Source organism: Streptomyces sp. NPDC004111, from assembly GCF_042874215.1.
Classification (GTDB): Bacteria; Actinomycetota; Actinomycetes; order Streptomycetales; family Streptomycetaceae; genus Streptomyces.
The window spans coordinates 268,721-283,537 of record NZ_JBIAMU010000002.1 but is presented as its reverse complement, the minus strand read 5'-3'; the positions used below and the strand labels follow the sequence as shown (position 1 = coordinate 283,537).

The following is a 14,817-nucleotide window of genomic DNA, read 5'->3' as shown; positions in this document are numbered from 1 at the left end:
GGGTCAACCCACCGAGACAGGCTAAGCGCTTGCTCGGTCACTCGCCCCGAAGGGCTTGTGCAGAGTGGAACACGTTCTTAGCATCACTGCTGTTACATCAGTTGTGTCACAGTGCTGGGGGCTTGATGGCAGGGACAGCAGGCACGAAGACCGAACAGCCCGGTGCGGCGCCCAGAGGCCCGCTCGCAGGGGTGCGCGTGGTGGAACTGGCGGGCATCGGCCCCGGACCGTTCGCCGCCATGTGCCTCGCGGACCTGGGTGCCGACGTGGTGCGGATCGACCGGCCCGGCGGCGTCGGACTCGGGGTCGACCCGGCCCGCGACCTCACCAACCGCAACAAGCGCTCGGTCCTCGTGGACCTCAAGTCGCCCGAGGGCCCGGGACAGGTGCTCGACCTCGTCGAGCGCGCCGACATCCTCGTCGAGGGCTACCGCCCCGGTGTCGCCGAACGCCTCGGCGTCGGCCCCGACGCCTGCCTCGCCCGCAACCCGAAGCTGGTGTACGGGCGGATGACCGGCTGGGGCCAGGAAGGACCGCTCGCCCCGCGCGCCGGACACGACATCGGCTACATCGCCGTCACCGGCACCCTCGGCATGATCGGCAGGCCCGACGAGCCGCCGACCGTCCCCGCCAACCTCGTCGGCGACTACGCGGGCGGCTCGCTCTACCTCGTCATCGGCGTGCTCGCCGCCCTCCAGCACGCCCGCACCCCCGGCGGCGCGGGCCAGGTCGTCGACGCGGCGATCGTCGACGGCGCCAGCCACCTCGCCACCATGCTGCACGGCATGCTCGCGGCCGGCGGCTGGCAGGACCGGCGCGGCTCCAACCTGCTCGACGGCGGCTGCCCCTTCTACGGGACGTACGAGACCTCCGACGGCCGGTACATGGCGGTCGGGGCGCTGGAGCCGCAGTTCTACGCCCGGTTCACCGAACTGCTCGGACTCGGCGACACCGCCCCCGACCGCGGTGACCTCGCCCGCTGGGGCGACCTGCGCGAGGCGATCACCGTCCGCTTCAAGGAGCGCACCCGCGACGAGTGGACCGCGGTCTTCGCGGACTCCGACGCCTGTGTGGCCCCCGTGCTGTCCATGCGCGAGGCCCCGGCGCACCCGCACCTCGCCGCCCGCGGCACCTACGTCGAGCACGGGGGAGTCGTCCAGCCCGCGCCCGCACCCCGCTTCTCCGCCACCCCCGGCAGCCTGCGCCGGGGCCCCGCACTGCCCGGGGCGGACACCGCCGAGGTGGCCGCCGACTGGGACGTACCGCACCTGCTCGACGACACGGCGCGACCGGAGCCCGCGGGCACCGCTCGGGCGCCGGAGCACGACCGCACCGCACGACCTCCGAAGACCGAGAACGGGGCCGAATAGTGGAAATCTCCCTGCCGTTGACGTACGCGGGTGACCCCCGCGAGGCCTGCGACCAGGCGGCGGCCCTGGAGTCCGCCGGACTCGACGCCGTCTGGGTCGCCGAGGCGTACGGCTTCGACTCGCCCACCCTCATGGGCTACCTCGCCGCCCGCACCTCCCGGATGCGGATCGGCGCGGGCATCCTCAACGTCTACTCCCGCACCCCCGCCCTGATCGCCCAGACCGGCGCCGGGCTCGACGCGATCTCCGGCGGCCGGGCGCTGCTCGGCCTCGGCGCGTCCGGCCCCCAGGTCGTCGAGGGCTGGCACGGCAAGCCGTACGACAAGCCGCTGGGCCGTACCCGCGAAACCGTCGAGCTCTGCCGGCGGATCTGGAAGCGCGAGGTCATCGACCACCACGGCATCACCGACATGCCGCTGCCCAGGGAGAAGGGCGGCAGGCTCGGCAAGCCGCTGAAGATCCTCACCCGCCCGGTGCGCGAGAGCGTCCCGGTGTACGTCGCCTCGCTCGGCCCCGCCAACGTGCGGCTCACCGCCGAGATCGCGGACGGCTGGCTGCCCACGCTCTTCCTCCCCGAGAAGGCCCACCAGGTGTGGGGGACCTCCCTCGCCGAGGGCAACGCCCTGCGCGACCCCTCGCTCGGCCCGCTCCAGGTCGTCGCGGGCGGCCTGCTGGCCATCGGTGACGACGCCGCGGCCGTACGCGACCTGGCCCGCCCGCAGATCGCCCTGTACGTCGGCGGCATGGGCGCCAAGGGCAAGAACTTCTACAACGACCTGGCCGTCGCCTACGGCTACGAGGAGGAGGCGGCCAGGATCCAGGACCTCTACCTCCAGGGCCGGAAGAAGGAGGCGGAGGCCGCCGTCCCCGACGAGTTCTGCGAACTGATGTCGCTGTGCGGTCCGAAAAGCTACGTGCGCGAGCGTGTCGAGGCCTTCCGGGAGGCGGGCGTGACCATGCTCAACGTCATCCCGGTCGGCCCCGATCCGGCCAGGCTCGTCGAAACCGTGAAGAACTGGCTGTGACCGGCCGCGGCCGACCGCAGGGGACTGGAGAGTGATGAAGCGTCAGATATTCACCGCCGAGCACGAGGCGTTCCGGGAGACCGTCCGCACCTTCCTCACCAAGGAGGTCCTGCCGCACTACGAGCAGTGGGAGAAGGACGGCATCGTCAGCCGGGAGGCCTGGCTGGCGGCCGGCCGGCAGGGCCTGCTCGGACTCGCCGTCCCCGAGGAGTACGGAGGCGGCGGCAACGCCGACTTCGTGTACAGCGCCGTCATCGCCGAGGAGTTCACCCGCGCCGGGGCAGCCGGACTGGCGATCGGCCTGCACAACGACATCATCGGCCCCTACCTCACCGGACTCGCCACCGAGGAGCAGAAGCGCCGCTGGCTGCCCGGCTTCTGCACCGGCGAGACCGTCACCGCCATCGCCATGACCGAGCCCGGTGCGGGCTCCGACCTCCAGGGCATCCGCACCACGGCCGAGGACAAGGGCGACCACTGGCTGCTCAACGGGTCCAAGACCTTCATCTCCAACGGCATCCTCGCCGACCTGGTGATCGTCGTCGCGAAGACCACTCCCCAGGGCGGGGCGCACGGACTGTCGCTGCTGGTCGTCGAGCGCGGCGCGGCCGGCTTCGAGCGGGGCCGCAACCTCGACAAGATCGGCCAGAAGGCGCAGGACACCGCCGAACTGTTCTTCCACGACGTGAAGGTCCCCAAGGAGAACCTCCTGGGCGAACTCGACGGCGCTTTCGTGCACCTGATGACCAACCTCGCCCAGGAGCGCATGGGCATCGCCGTCGCCGGGATCGCCGCCGCCGAGCACCTCCTGGAGATCACCACCCAGTACGTCAAGGAGCGCGAGGCGTTCGGCCGGCCGCTCGCCAAGCTCCAGCACATCCGCTTCGAGATCGCGGAGATGGCCACCGAGTGCGCCGTCACCCGGACCTTCCTCGACCGCTGCATCGTGGACCACAGCAACGGGGAACTCGACGCGGTGCACGCCTCCATGGCCAAGTGGTGGGCCACCGAACTCCAGAAGCGGGTCGCCGACCGCTGCCTCCAGCTGCACGGTGGCTACGGCTACATGACCGAGTACCGGGTCGCGAAGGCCTTCACCGACGGCCGCATCCAGACGATCTACGGCGGCACGACGGAGATCATGAAGGAGATCATCGGCCGCTCCCTCCTGGGATAGCCCCACCGCGTCCCCCTCACCTCCCTCTCCAACCCTCTGAAAGGCTGCTGTCTTGAGCACCGAAGCGTTTGTGTACGACGCGATCCGCACCCCGCGCGGGCGCGGCAAGGCCAATGGCGCCCTGCACGGCACCAAGCCGATCGACCTGGTCGTCGGCCTCATCCACGCCCTGCGGGAGCGCTTCCCGACCCTCGACCCGGCCGCCATCGACGACATCGTCCTGGGCGTCGTGGGACCGGTCGGCGACCAGGGCTCCGACATCGCCCGCACCGCCGCGATCTCCGCCGGACTGCCCGACACGGTGGCCGGCGTACAGGAGAACCGCTTCTGTGCCTCGGGCCTGGAGGCCGTCAACCTGGCGGCCATGAAGGTCCGCTCCGGCTGGGAGGACCTGGTGCTCGCGGGCGGCGTCGAGTCGATGTCCCGCGTCCCGATGGGCTCCGACGGCGGCGCCTGGTTCAACGACCCGATGACCAACTACGAGAACGGCTTCGTCCCGCAGGGCATCGGCGCCGACCTCATCGCCACCATCGAGGGCTACTCCCGCCGCGACGTCGACGAGTACGCCGCCCTGTCCCAGGAGCGGGCCGCCGCCGCCTGGAAGGACGGCCGCTTCAACCGCTCCGTCGTGCCCGTCCGCGACCGCAACGGGCTGCTCGTCCTCGACCACGACGAGCACATGCGCCCCGGCACCACCGCCGACTCCCTCGCCGCGCTCAAGCCTTCCTTCGCCGCGATCGGCGACATGGGCGGCTTCGACGCGGTCGCGCTGCAGAAGTACCACTGGATCGAGGCGATCGACCACGTCCACCACGCCGGCAACTCCTCCGGCATCGTCGACGGCGCCGCCCTCGTCACCATCGGCACCAAGGAGGTCGGCGAGCGCTACGGGCTGACCCCCCGGGCCCGGATCGTGTCCGCGGCCGTGTCCGGCTCGGAGCCGACCATCATGCTCACCGGGCCCGCCCCGGCCACCCGCAAGGCCCTCGCCAAGGCGGGGCTGACCATCGACGACATCGACCTCGTGGAGATCAACGAGGCGTTCGCGGGCGTCGTCCTGCGCTTCGCCAAGGACATGGGCCTCTCCCTCGACAAGATCAACGTCAACGGCGGCGCCATCGCCATGGGCCACCCGCTCGGCGCGACCGGCGCGATGATCCTGGGCACCCTCGTCGACGAACTGGAGCGCCAGGACAAGCGCTACGGCCTCGCCACCCTGTGCGTCGGCGGCGGCATGGGCGTCGCCACCGTCGTCGAGCGCGTCTGACCCCTCGTCCCGCCACCCCTGTTACGGAGAAGCCAGAACATGAGCGAGTCCACCACCATCCGCTGGGAGCAGGACGAGACCGGCGTCGTCACCCTCGTCCTCGACGACCCCAACCAGTCCGCGAACACCATGAACGCCGCCTTCAAGGCCTCCATCGCGGCGATCGCCGACCGCGCCGAGGCCGAGAAGGACTCCATCCGGGGCATCATCTACACCTCCGCGAAGAAGACCTTCTTCGCCGGCGGCGACCTCAAGGACATGATCCAGGTCGGCCCCGAGCACGCCCAGCAGGCCTTCGACACCGGCACCGCCATCAAGAACTCGCTGCGCCGCATCGAGACCCTCGGCAAGCCCGTCGTCGCCGCCATCAACGGCGCCGCCCTCGGCGGCGGTTACGAGATCGCTCTCGCCGCCCACCACCGGGTCGCGCTGGACGCCCCCGGTTCCAAGATCGGGCTGCCCGAGGTCACGCTCGGCCTGCTCCCCGCGGGCGGCGGCGTCACCCGTACCGTACGCCTCATGGGCATCGCCGACGCCCTCCTCAAGGTCCTCCTCCAGGGCACCCAGTACAGCCCGCTGCGCGCCCTGGAGAACGGCCTGGTGCACGAGGTCGCGGCCACCCCCGAGGAGATGCTCGCCAAGGCCCGCGCGTTCATCGACGCGCACCCCGAGTCGCAGCAGCCGTGGGACGTCAAGGGCTACCGGATCCCCGGCGGCACCCCCTCCAACCCGCGCTTCGCCGCCAACCTCCCGGCGTTCCCGGCGAACCTCAAGAAGCAGACGGGCGGCGCCAACTACCCCGCCCCGCGCAACATCCTGGCCGCCGCGGTCGAGGGCTCGCAGGTCGACTTCGAGACCGCGCTGACCATCGAGGCCCGCTACTTCACCGAGCTGGTGACCGGCCAGGTCGCGAAGAACATGATCCAGGCGTTCTTCTTCGACCTCCAGGCCGTCAACTCCGGGGCCAGCCGTCCCAAGGACGTCGAGCGGCGCAAGGTGCGCAAGGTCGCCGTGCTCGGCGCGGGCATGATGGGCGCCGGAATCGCCTACTCCTGCGCCCGCGCGGGCATCGAGGTCGTCCTGAAGGACGTCACCCCGGAGGCCGCCGCCAAGGGCAAGGCGTACAGCGAGAAGCTCCTCGCCAAGGCGCTCTCCCGGGGCCGCACCACCGAGGCCAAGCGCGACGAACTGCTCGGCCGCATCACCCCGACCGCGAACCCGGCGGACCTCGCGGGCTGCGACGCCGTGATCGAGGCGGTCTTCGAGGACACCGGCCTCAAGCACAAGGTGTTCCAGGAGATCCAGGACATCGTCGAGCCCGACGCCCTGCTCTGCTCCAACACCTCCACCCTCCCCATCACCGGCCTCGCCGAGGGCGTCTCGCGCCCCGACGACTTCATCGGCCTGCACTTCTTCTCGCCGGTCGACAAGATGCCGCTCGTGGAGATCATCAAGGGCGAGCGGACCGGCGACGAGGCACTGGCCCGCGCCTTCGACCTGGTCCGCCAGATCAGGAAGACGCCGATCGTCGTCAACGACAGCCGCGGCTTCTTCACCTCGCGCGTCATCGGCCACTTCATCAACGAGGGCGTCGCCATGGTCGGCGAGGGCATCGAGCCCGCGTCCGTCGAGCAGGCCGCGGCCCAGGCCGGCTACCCGGCGAAGGTCCTCTCCCTCATGGACGAACTGACCCTCACCCTGCCCCGCAAGATCCGCAACGAGACGAAGAAGGCCGTCGAGGAGGCGGGCGGCAGCTGGCCCGGCCACCCCTCGGACGCCGTCATCGACCGCATGGTCGACGAGTTCGGTCGCCCCGGCCGCAGCGGCGGCGGCGGCTTCTACGAGTACGGCGAGGACGGCAGGCGCACCCGCCTGTGGCCCGGACTGCGGGAGCACTTCACCAAGCCCGGCGTCGAGATCCCCTTCCGCGACATGCAGGAGCGGATGCTCTTCTCCGAGGCCATCGACACCGTCCGCCTCTTCGAGGAGGGCGTCCTCACCTCGGTCGCCGACGCCAACATCGGCTCCATCATGGGCATCGGCTTCCCCGCCTGGACCGGCGGCGTCCTGCAGTACATCAACGGCTACGAGGGCGGCCTGCCCGGATTCGTCGCCCGTGCCCGCGAGCTGGCGGCGGCGTACGGCGACCGCTTCCAGCCGACGGCGCTGCTCGTCGAGAAGGCGGAGAAGGGCGAGAAGTTCAGCGACAACTGAGCCGCGCCCCGGTGCCAACACCCTTACGGAAAAGGGGTGTTGGCACCACCCCCGGTGGGGGCCCGCCCCTCCTGCGCCCACCCGCTCATCTGCCGCAGCATCGTGCGTGAGAGGAACGCGCGAACGACGGAGACGAGAGTGGGGACGCACCATGAGCGGACACACACGAAGGACCGTGCTGCGAGGGGCGGCCGTCGCGGCGGCGACGGGCGCGCTCGGCGCGAGCGGACTGCGCGCCGCGGCGGCCGGCCCGGCCGCCGCGCCCTCGCGGCCGGCCGCCCGGACCGCCGCCCGCCACCCCTTCCTGGAGGGCGCGTTCGCCCCCGCCACCGAGGAGCTGACCGCCTTCGACCTGCCCGTCACCGGGCGCGTCCCGCGCGAGCTGAACGGGCGCTACCTGCGCACCGGCCCCAACGTCCTCGGCCTGGAGGACCCCAACGCCCACCACTGGATGATCGGCGAGGGCATGGTGCACGGAGTGCGCCTGCGCGAGGGCCGCGCCGAGTGGTACCGCAACCGCTGGGTCCGCTCGGCCGCCGTGGCGGGCAAGCTCGGCGAACCGTACCCGGGCCCGGTGCCCGCCGACGACTTCGCGTGCAACACCCACGTGGTGGGCTACAAGGGGCGGATCCTGGCGCTCCAGGAGGGCGGCGCCAAGCCCTACCGGCTCGACGACGAACTGGCCACCGTGGGCCCGTACGACTTCGGCGGCACCCTGAAGGGGGCCTTCACCGCGCACACCAAACTGGACGCCGCGGCCGACGAGCTGCACGCGCTCGCCTACCACCCCGCGCGGCCCGACCACATCCGGCACGTGGTGGTGGGCCGCCACGGCAAGGTCACCCGCTCCACCCGCATCCCCCTCGCCGGCGGACCCATGGTCCACGACTTCGGGCTCACCGAACGGCACGTCGTGATCTTCGACGTGCCCGTCACCTTCGACCCCGCGGCGGCCGGGCGCGGCGACCTCGTGCCCTACGTCTGGAACGAGAAGCACCCGGCACGGGTCGGGGTGATGAAGCGTGGGGGAGGCCCGGTCCGCTGGTTCGAGGTGCCGATGACGTCCTGGTACTCGCACACCCTCAACGCCTACGACGAGGGCTCCAAGGTGGTCGTGGACCTCACCACCTTCCCCGCGCCCTTCCTCGTCGCGGGACGCGGCTCCGGCGGCCCGTACGCCCCGGGCAGTCCCTCGCTCGACCGCTGGACGATCGACCTCGCGCGCGGCCGGGTCACCCGGCGGCGGCTCGACGACCGGCCCCAGGAGTTCCCGCGCGTCAACGAGACGCTGGTGTCCCGGCGGCACCGCTACGGCTACACGGCGGCTGCCGCCACCTTCTTCGAGGCGTACCGGTCCGTCGACGGGGTGCCCCCGGACGAGGCGTTCAGCAGTGCGCTCATCAAGCACGACCTGCTGCGCGGCACCTCCCAGGTGCACCGGCTGCCGCGCGACGCGGCGGCGGGGGAGGCGGTGTTCGTGGCGTCGGACGCGACCGACGCGCGGGCCGCCGAGGACGACGGCTACGCGCTGGCGTACGTGCACAACCCCGAGCGCGGCGCCTCCGACCTGGTGATCCTCGCCGCCCAGGACTTCACCGCGAAGCCGCTCGCCCGGATCCACCTGCCGGGCCGGGTACCGCTGGGCCTGCACGGGAGCTGGGTGGCGGACGCCTGACGGCCGCGCCCCGGGCCGCGCGCACTCAGCCCTCCTTGACGAACGCGGCCCGCAGCTCCTCCTTCAGCGACCGCTGGAAGGCCGTCACCAGGGCCTGGAGCACCATCGGCTGCATATGGGCCGACAGCGACTTCATCGCCTCCACGTGCTCCGGGTCCGTCTCCCGCTCCCGGTAGGGGCTCCACACCTCGTCGCGGAACAGCCGCGTCAGCTCGCGGGCCGCCTCCCGGGTGTGCTCCATCAGGATCGTGCGCGCGGCGAGGATCGTCTCGTGCGCGATGGGGACCCCCAGCAGCTGCACGCCCAGAGCCAGCAGCCCGGGGTCGACCCTGAAGGCGTCCGGGTCGTCGGCGCGCTCCAGCACGTTCATCGCGGCCAGCCGGTCGATGTCCGTGTCGGACAGCGGCCGGCCGGCCCGCCGCTCCAGCTCCGACCGGGTGGCGTCCTCCGCCGAGTCCGGCGCCCAGGAGGCCACCACCGCACGGTGGATGGCCAGGTCGTGCGCGCTGAGATCCGGCGGCAGCTGCTCCAGATAGCGCTCGATGGCGGCCAGCGTCATGCCGTGGTGCTGGAGCTCCTCGATGAGGGCGAGCCGGGAGAGGTGCGCGGGGCCGTAGAGACCGACCCGGCGCGGGCCGATCACCGGGGGCGGGAGGAGCCCCTTGGTGCTGTAGAAGCGGACGGTGCGGACGGTGACACCGGCGCGCGCGGCCAGTTCGTCGACGGTGAGCGCCGGCTCCCCGGTACCGGTGGTCGTCGTCATCCCTGTGCCCCGTTCTCCCCGTGCTGCACGTCCGTACCTCCCAGCCCGTACCGACGGTCGGTGCGGTGCAACAGTATTGCTGTCTCACCACTGATGTGAAAGCCTCCCGGGACGTCCGGGCACCGCCCGGCCGCGCACAGTCGACGTCACGCTCTTCCCTCACGACACGAGGCGGCCATGACCACGATCCTGCGCCTTCCCGCCGAACCGGCAGAACTCACCCTTCCCGCGCTGCTGGCGCGCAACACCGAGGACCACGGCGACCTGCCCGCCCTCTCCTGGCGCGAGGGCGCCGGCTGGACCACCCTCACCTGGCGGGAGGTGCGCAGAAGGACGGCGGTACTGGCCGCCGGATACGCGGCGCTGGGCGTGCGCCGCGGCGAGCAGGTGCTGATGATGATGGGCAACCGCCCCGAGCACTGGCTGAGCGACCTCGCCCTCACCCACCTCGGAGCGGTCCCGGTCTCGGTGTACGGCACCGCCGCCGCCGGGCAGATCGCGCACATCGCCCGGCACAGCGGGGCGCGCTTCGCCGTCGTCGGGGGCGCGGACGAACTCCCGCGCTGGGAGCCGTTGCTCGCGGACCCGGAGGCACCGCTGGAGAAGCTGGTCGTGGTGGAGCCCGCGGCGGCCGGAGCGCACCGCACCTACGGCTCCCTCCACGCCTCCGGCGCCCGCATCCACGACCCGGCCGCCTTCGAGAAGGCCTGGCGGGAGATCCGCCCCGACGACGTCCTCAGCGTCCTCTACACCTCGGGCACCACCGGCGACCCCAAGGCCGTCCCCGTCACCCACCGCATGGTGGTGGCCAACGCGCTCTCCCTGGACCGGGTGGTCGACCTGCCCGACCACGTCGACCACCTCTGCTACCTGCCCTTCGCGCACATCGCGGAGCGGATGCTAGGCATCTACCTCCCCGTCTTCCGCGCCTCCCACGTGCACCTGTGCGCGGACCCCGCCGAAGTGGCCGCCACGGCGCGGGAACTGCACCCGGCGCAGTTCTTCGGAGTGCCCAGGGTGTGGGAGAAGCTGGCCGCCTCGGTAGGGGCGGCGCTGGCCGCACTGCCCGCGGAGCAGCGGGCCGCGGTGGACGCGGCGGCGGAGACCGCCCGCTCCCACGTCGCCTGCCGCGAGCGGGGCGAGGAGCCGCCCGCCGCGCTGGAGGCCGCGTACCGGACGGCCAGGACCCACGTACTGGAACCGCTCCTGGCCCTCGCGGGCTTCGACGCACTGGTGTGGACGGCGAGCGCCTCGGCCCCCATGCCGCTCGAAGTGACCCGGTTCTGGGCCGGGTTCGGCATCGTGGTCATGGACGCCTGGGGGCTGACGGAGACGGTCGGCGTCTGCACCGCCAACAGCCCCACTCACGGCTTCCGGCTGGGCTCGGTCGGCCGCCCGCTGGAAGGAATCGAACTCAAGGTCGCGCAGGACGGCGAGATCCTGGTGCGCGGCGGGACGGTCTTCGCCGGATATCTCCGCGCCGACGGCACCACCGAGAGCGCCACGGACAAGGACGGCTGGTTCGCCACCGGCGACATCGGCCGCCTCGACGAGGACGGCTTCCTCTGGCTGACCGACCGCAAGAAGGAAATGATCGTCACGTCGACCGGCAAGAACGTCTCCCCGGCGCTCGTCGAGAACACCCTCAAGGAACACCCCCTGATCGGCCAGGCCCTGGTCCACGGCGACGGCCGCTCCTACCTGGTCGCCCTGCTGGTACTGGACGCGGAGGCCGCCCCCGCGTGGGCGGCCGGCCACGGCGTCGAGGGGCCGGCGAACGCCGCCGATCCGGCGGTACGGGACGAGGTCGCACGCGCCGTCGCAGCCGCCAACACCCGGCTGAACCGCACCGAACAGGTCAAGCGCTACCGGCTGCTGGACGAGGAGTGGGGCCCGGAGACCGGGGAGCTGACCCCGTCGCTGAAACTGCGGCGCAGGGTGATCCGCGAGAAGTACGCGGCGGAGCTCGACGGCCTGTACGAGGGCTGAGCCCCGGGGTGCGGAGCGGAGCCCCCGGCGCTCCGCTCCGCCCCCCGCGCGCCGCTGCCCGGCCCGTCGGGTCAGGCCGTCGCGGCCCGCCAGGTCCCCCCGCTGGTCACCGAGGCCGGGCGGCCCGCCTCCGCCGCCGCCAGTTCCCCCGCCCGCACCCCGCTGAACAGCGAGATCTCGCCCCGCATCCCTGGCGCCGCCACCATGTCCCCGGCCAGGAACACCCCGTCGCCGCGCGCGATGGCCGGGCGGTCGCGCCAGGTGCTCCCGGGCAGGTCGAGCGCGCCGGTACGGCCCTTGGCGGTGGCGGTCCTGCTCCAGGTCAGCCGGTCGTGCCGGCCCGGCACCGTCAGGTCCGCCAGCGCCTCCAGCCGCTCGCGCGCCTCCGCCGGACCCTCGTCCGCACGGACCGGCATGTCCAGCTGGAACAGCGACTCGCCACCGGGCGCGACGCTCCGGTCCTGCATCGAGTACGACTCGTGGAAGCCGCCGTGGTCCAGGTCGAAGGCGATGAACCGGTCCCGGCGCCCCTCCCGGCCGCCCCGCACCGCCACGTCCAGCAGCACCACGTGCCCGCTCTCCCACCGCAGCGATTCGTCGCCCAGCAGCCGCCGCGCGGAGGAGAGTTCGGTGGCCACCACCACCGGACGGTCCTCCGGCAGCTCGCTGACCCGCTCGCCCGGCCGGACCCGCACCCCCAGCTCCCGCGCCCGCTCCGCCATCCGGTCCAGCACCGCCTGCCAGCCGCCCACCACCCACCGCACGGTCGGCACCGTCGGCGCGAACACCCGGCACCACAGCCCCCAGACGAACGCGGCCGAGAGCCGGCCCGTGTCGGCGTCGTACGTGACCACCCCGATGGCCCGCGCCGCCGCCCGCGCCGCCTCCTCGCCGTACCTCGCCGAGGCCCACGCGTGGAAGGAGACGTCCACCGGCGCCGTGCGCGGACGCCCCGGCAGCATCATCCGCACCAGCGCCGCCGGGGGAGCGGCCCGCAGCCGGCCGTCCCGCACGAACCCGAACCGCAGGTCCCGCAGCGAGGGCCGGCCCAGCCCGCCCACCAGACCGCGGTCGGTCAGCCACTTCCAGTGGGCCAGGTCGGCGTAGAAGACGTGCGGACCCTCGTGCGCCCGGTACGGGCCCGCGGTCGCCCGGCCCCGGCCACCCAGGGTCGCGTGCGCCTCGTACAGCTCCACGCGCGCCCCGGCCTCCGCCGCCGTGATCGCGGCGGCCAGACCGGCGATTCCCCCACCTACGACGGTTACGTTCCCCTGCGCGGTCATGCCCGGCTCCTCGTGGCTGGACTGCGGCCACCCGCTGTGGCGCGCTCTCCACCCCTGGACGTACCGGACGCCCGCGGATGTGACATCGCCCCGCGCACCCGGCCCCCGAGCCGCCTCAGCCCCGCAGGTACGCCAGCACCGCCAGCACCCTGCGGTGGTCGTCCGGCGCCGGCGGCAGGTCCAGCTTCTGCAGGATGCCCGCGATGTGCTTGGCCACCGCCGCCTCCGTCACGACCAGCGCACGGGCGACCGCCGCGTTGGAACGGCCCTCCGCCATCAGCCCCAGCACCTCCCGCTCGCGCGGCGTCAGCCGCAGCAGCGGATCCCGGCGGCGGGCCAGCAACTGGCGCACCACCTCCGGGTCGACGACCATCCCGCCGTCCGCGACCCGCACCACCGCGTCCATGAACTCCTCGACGTCACCGATCCGGTCCTTGAGCAGATAGCCGGTGCCCGCCCCGCGCCGGGCCTCCAGCAGCTCCTCGGCGAAGGTCTGCTCCACGTACTGGCTCAGCACCAGGGCCGACAACCCGGGCAGCGCGGACTGGAGTTCCCGGATCGCGCGCAGCCCCTCGTCCCGGAAGCCGGGCGGCATCCGCACATCCGCGATCACCAGGTCGGGCCGGTGCTCGCACGCCGCGGCCACCAGCGAGGGACCGTCGCCGACGGCGGCCGGAACACGGTGCCCGAACCGCTCCAGCAGACCGACCAGACCCTCCCGCAGCAGCACCGCGTCCTCCGCCAGCACCACTCTCAGACTCCGCACGCCGCTCCTCCCGCCAGGTCCCCCGAACCCGGGGCCGCCACGTCCCCCGAACCCGGGGCCACCACATCCGCCGGTATCTCCACCCGCAGCCTGGTCGGCCCGCCCGGCGGGCTGGACAGCAGCATTCTGCCGTCGACCGCGGCCACCCGGTCGGCCAGCCCCGTCAGCCCCGACCCGGCCGCCGGGTCCGCACCGCCCCGCCCGTCGTCGTACACCTCGACCAGCAGCGTGCCCGACACCAGGCGGCCGGTGACCCGGGCCCGGGTGGCGCCGCTGTGCCGCGCGGTGTTGGCGAGGGCCTCGCACACCGCGAAGTACGCGGCGACCTCCACCGACCCGGCCAGCCTGCCGGGCAGCGGGAGTTCGGTGTCCACCGGGACCGGCGACCGGCCCGCCACGTCCCGCACGGCCGCCGGGAGCCCGCGCTCCGTCAGCACCTGCGGATGCACGCCCCGGATCAGCTCCCGCAGCTCCACCAGCGCCGCCTTCGCCATCGCGTGCGCCTCCGCCACCTCCCGCGCCGCCCGCGAACCGGGCGCCAGGTCCAGCCCCGCGAGACCCAGCTTCATGGTCAGCGCGACCAGCCGCTGCTGCGCCCCGTCGTGCAGATCCCGCTCGATGCGCCGCCGTTCGGCCTCGTACGCGTCCACCAGGCGGGCCCGGGACGCCCGCACCTCCGTCAGCTCGGCGTCCCGCGGCGCCAGCACGGCCCGCGACAGCGCGGCCCTGGCCCCCGCCCACGCGGCGATCGGATAGGCGGCCACCGGCAGCAGCAGCACCCCGGCCACCGGCCCGCCGACCGCCGCCCACGGCGCCGCTGCGGGCTGGAGCGGAGTGACGGCCAGCGCCCCCGGGATCCCCAGCGCGACCAGCACCAGCGCGAGATCGGCCGGACCCAGCGCCAGCACCGACACCACCCCGTACGCCGCCGCCCGCAGCCCCGCCGGGGAACGCGCCGGATGCCGCACCGGCGCCGCCTGCGGGTCCACCAGCCGCAGCCGCCACCGCTCCAGCGGGACCGCGAGCGCCCCCGCGAAGACCAGCACCAGCAGCGCGCACACCACCGAGGGCCCGAGCCCGAGCCGGTCGCTCGCGGCGACCGCCCCGCCCACCGCGAGCCACGCCCCCGCCCCGAGCAGCCCGCCCGAGAGCAGGTGCGCCAGCGCACGCCACGGCCACGACGAACCAAGGAAGCCCCAGGGGCGCCGGCTCAGCGCCTCCAGGACGTGACGAGCGATCATCCGCCCGACCCTAGCGGCAGCAGGAGGGCCGGACAGTAGTGCTGGGT

11 protein-coding genes are annotated in these 14,817 nt (G+C 73.2%); 7 read left to right on the top strand and 4 right to left on the bottom strand.

The window, feature by feature from the left end; genetic code table 11:
• The first annotated feature begins 125 nt into the window (after positions 1-125).
• The 6 genes from ACFYVL_RS05690 (at position 126) to ACFYVL_RS05665 (ending at position 8,728) form a co-directional block, all read left to right on the top strand.
• The gene (locus ACFYVL_RS05690) at positions 126-1,370 is read left to right on the top strand and encodes a CaiB/BaiF CoA transferase family protein (RefSeq protein WP_389241532.1); all 1,245 of its coding nucleotides are present in this window, start codon (positions 126-128) and stop codon (positions 1,368-1,370) included.
• On the top strand, positions 1,370-2,395 hold the full coding sequence (locus ACFYVL_RS05685; protein WP_389241531.1) for an LLM class F420-dependent oxidoreductase: 1,026 nt from the start codon (positions 1,370-1,372) through the stop codon (positions 2,393-2,395). The genes ACFYVL_RS05690 and ACFYVL_RS05685 overlap by 1 nt, the downstream gene beginning before the upstream one ends.
• Before the next feature lie 34 nt (positions 2,396-2,429).
• The gene (locus ACFYVL_RS05680) at positions 2,430-3,572 is read left to right on the top strand and encodes an acyl-CoA dehydrogenase family protein (protein ID WP_389241530.1); all 1,143 of its coding nucleotides are present in this window, start codon (positions 2,430-2,432) and stop codon (positions 3,570-3,572) included.
• Positions 3,573-3,624: 52 nt separating this feature from the next.
• Entirely contained in the window at positions 3,625-4,839 is a 1,215-nt protein-coding gene (locus ACFYVL_RS05675; protein WP_389241529.1) for an acetyl-CoA C-acetyltransferase, read from the top strand.
• Positions 4,840-4,878: 39 nt separating this feature from the next.
• Positions 4,879-7,053: a 3-hydroxyacyl-CoA dehydrogenase NAD-binding domain-containing protein gene (locus ACFYVL_RS05670; protein ID WP_389241528.1), complete on the top strand. Its 2,175-nt coding sequence runs from the start codon at positions 4,879-4,881 to the stop codon at positions 7,051-7,053.
• Positions 7,054-7,204: 151 nt separating this feature from the next.
• Positions 7,205-8,728: a carotenoid oxygenase family protein gene (locus ACFYVL_RS05665; protein ID WP_389241527.1), complete on the top strand. Its 1,524-nt coding sequence runs from the start codon at positions 7,205-7,207 to the stop codon at positions 8,726-8,728.
• 25 nt (positions 8,729-8,753) lie between these two features.
• Here the strand turns inward: ACFYVL_RS05665 and ACFYVL_RS05660 are convergent, their stop codons facing one another.
• Positions 8,754-9,491, bottom strand: coding sequence for a MerR family transcriptional regulator (locus tag ACFYVL_RS05660; protein ID WP_389241526.1), 738 nt, complete (start codon positions 9,489-9,491; stop codon positions 8,754-8,756).
• A 177-nt stretch (positions 9,492-9,668) separates the two neighbouring features.
• Between ACFYVL_RS05660 and ACFYVL_RS05655 the strand changes: the two genes are divergently transcribed.
• Positions 9,669-11,480, top strand: a complete 1,812-nt coding sequence (locus tag ACFYVL_RS05655) for an AMP-dependent synthetase/ligase (RefSeq protein WP_389241525.1) — start codon at positions 9,669-9,671, stop codon at positions 11,478-11,480.
• Positions 11,481-11,551: 71 nt separating this feature from the next.
• Here ACFYVL_RS05655 and ACFYVL_RS05650 read toward each other — a convergent pair whose 3' ends face one another.
• The 3 genes from ACFYVL_RS05650 to ACFYVL_RS05640 form a co-directional block, all read right to left on the bottom strand.
• On the bottom strand, positions 11,552-12,763 hold the full coding sequence (locus tag ACFYVL_RS05650; RefSeq protein WP_389241524.1) for an NAD(P)-binding protein: 1,212 nt from the start codon (positions 12,761-12,763) through the stop codon (positions 11,552-11,554).
• Between the two features lie 115 nt (positions 12,764-12,878).
• Positions 12,879-13,529 carry a response regulator gene (locus ACFYVL_RS05645; protein WP_389241523.1) on the bottom strand — a complete coding sequence of 217 codons (651 nt, stop codon included), beginning with the start codon at positions 13,527-13,529 and terminating at the stop codon, positions 12,879-12,881.
• Positions 13,517-14,770: a sensor histidine kinase gene (locus ACFYVL_RS05640; RefSeq protein ID WP_389241522.1), complete on the bottom strand. Its 1,254-nt coding sequence runs from the start codon at positions 14,768-14,770 to the stop codon at positions 13,517-13,519. The genes ACFYVL_RS05645 and ACFYVL_RS05640 overlap by 13 nt, the downstream gene beginning before the upstream one ends.
• Positions 14,771-14,817 lie beyond the last annotated feature (47 nt).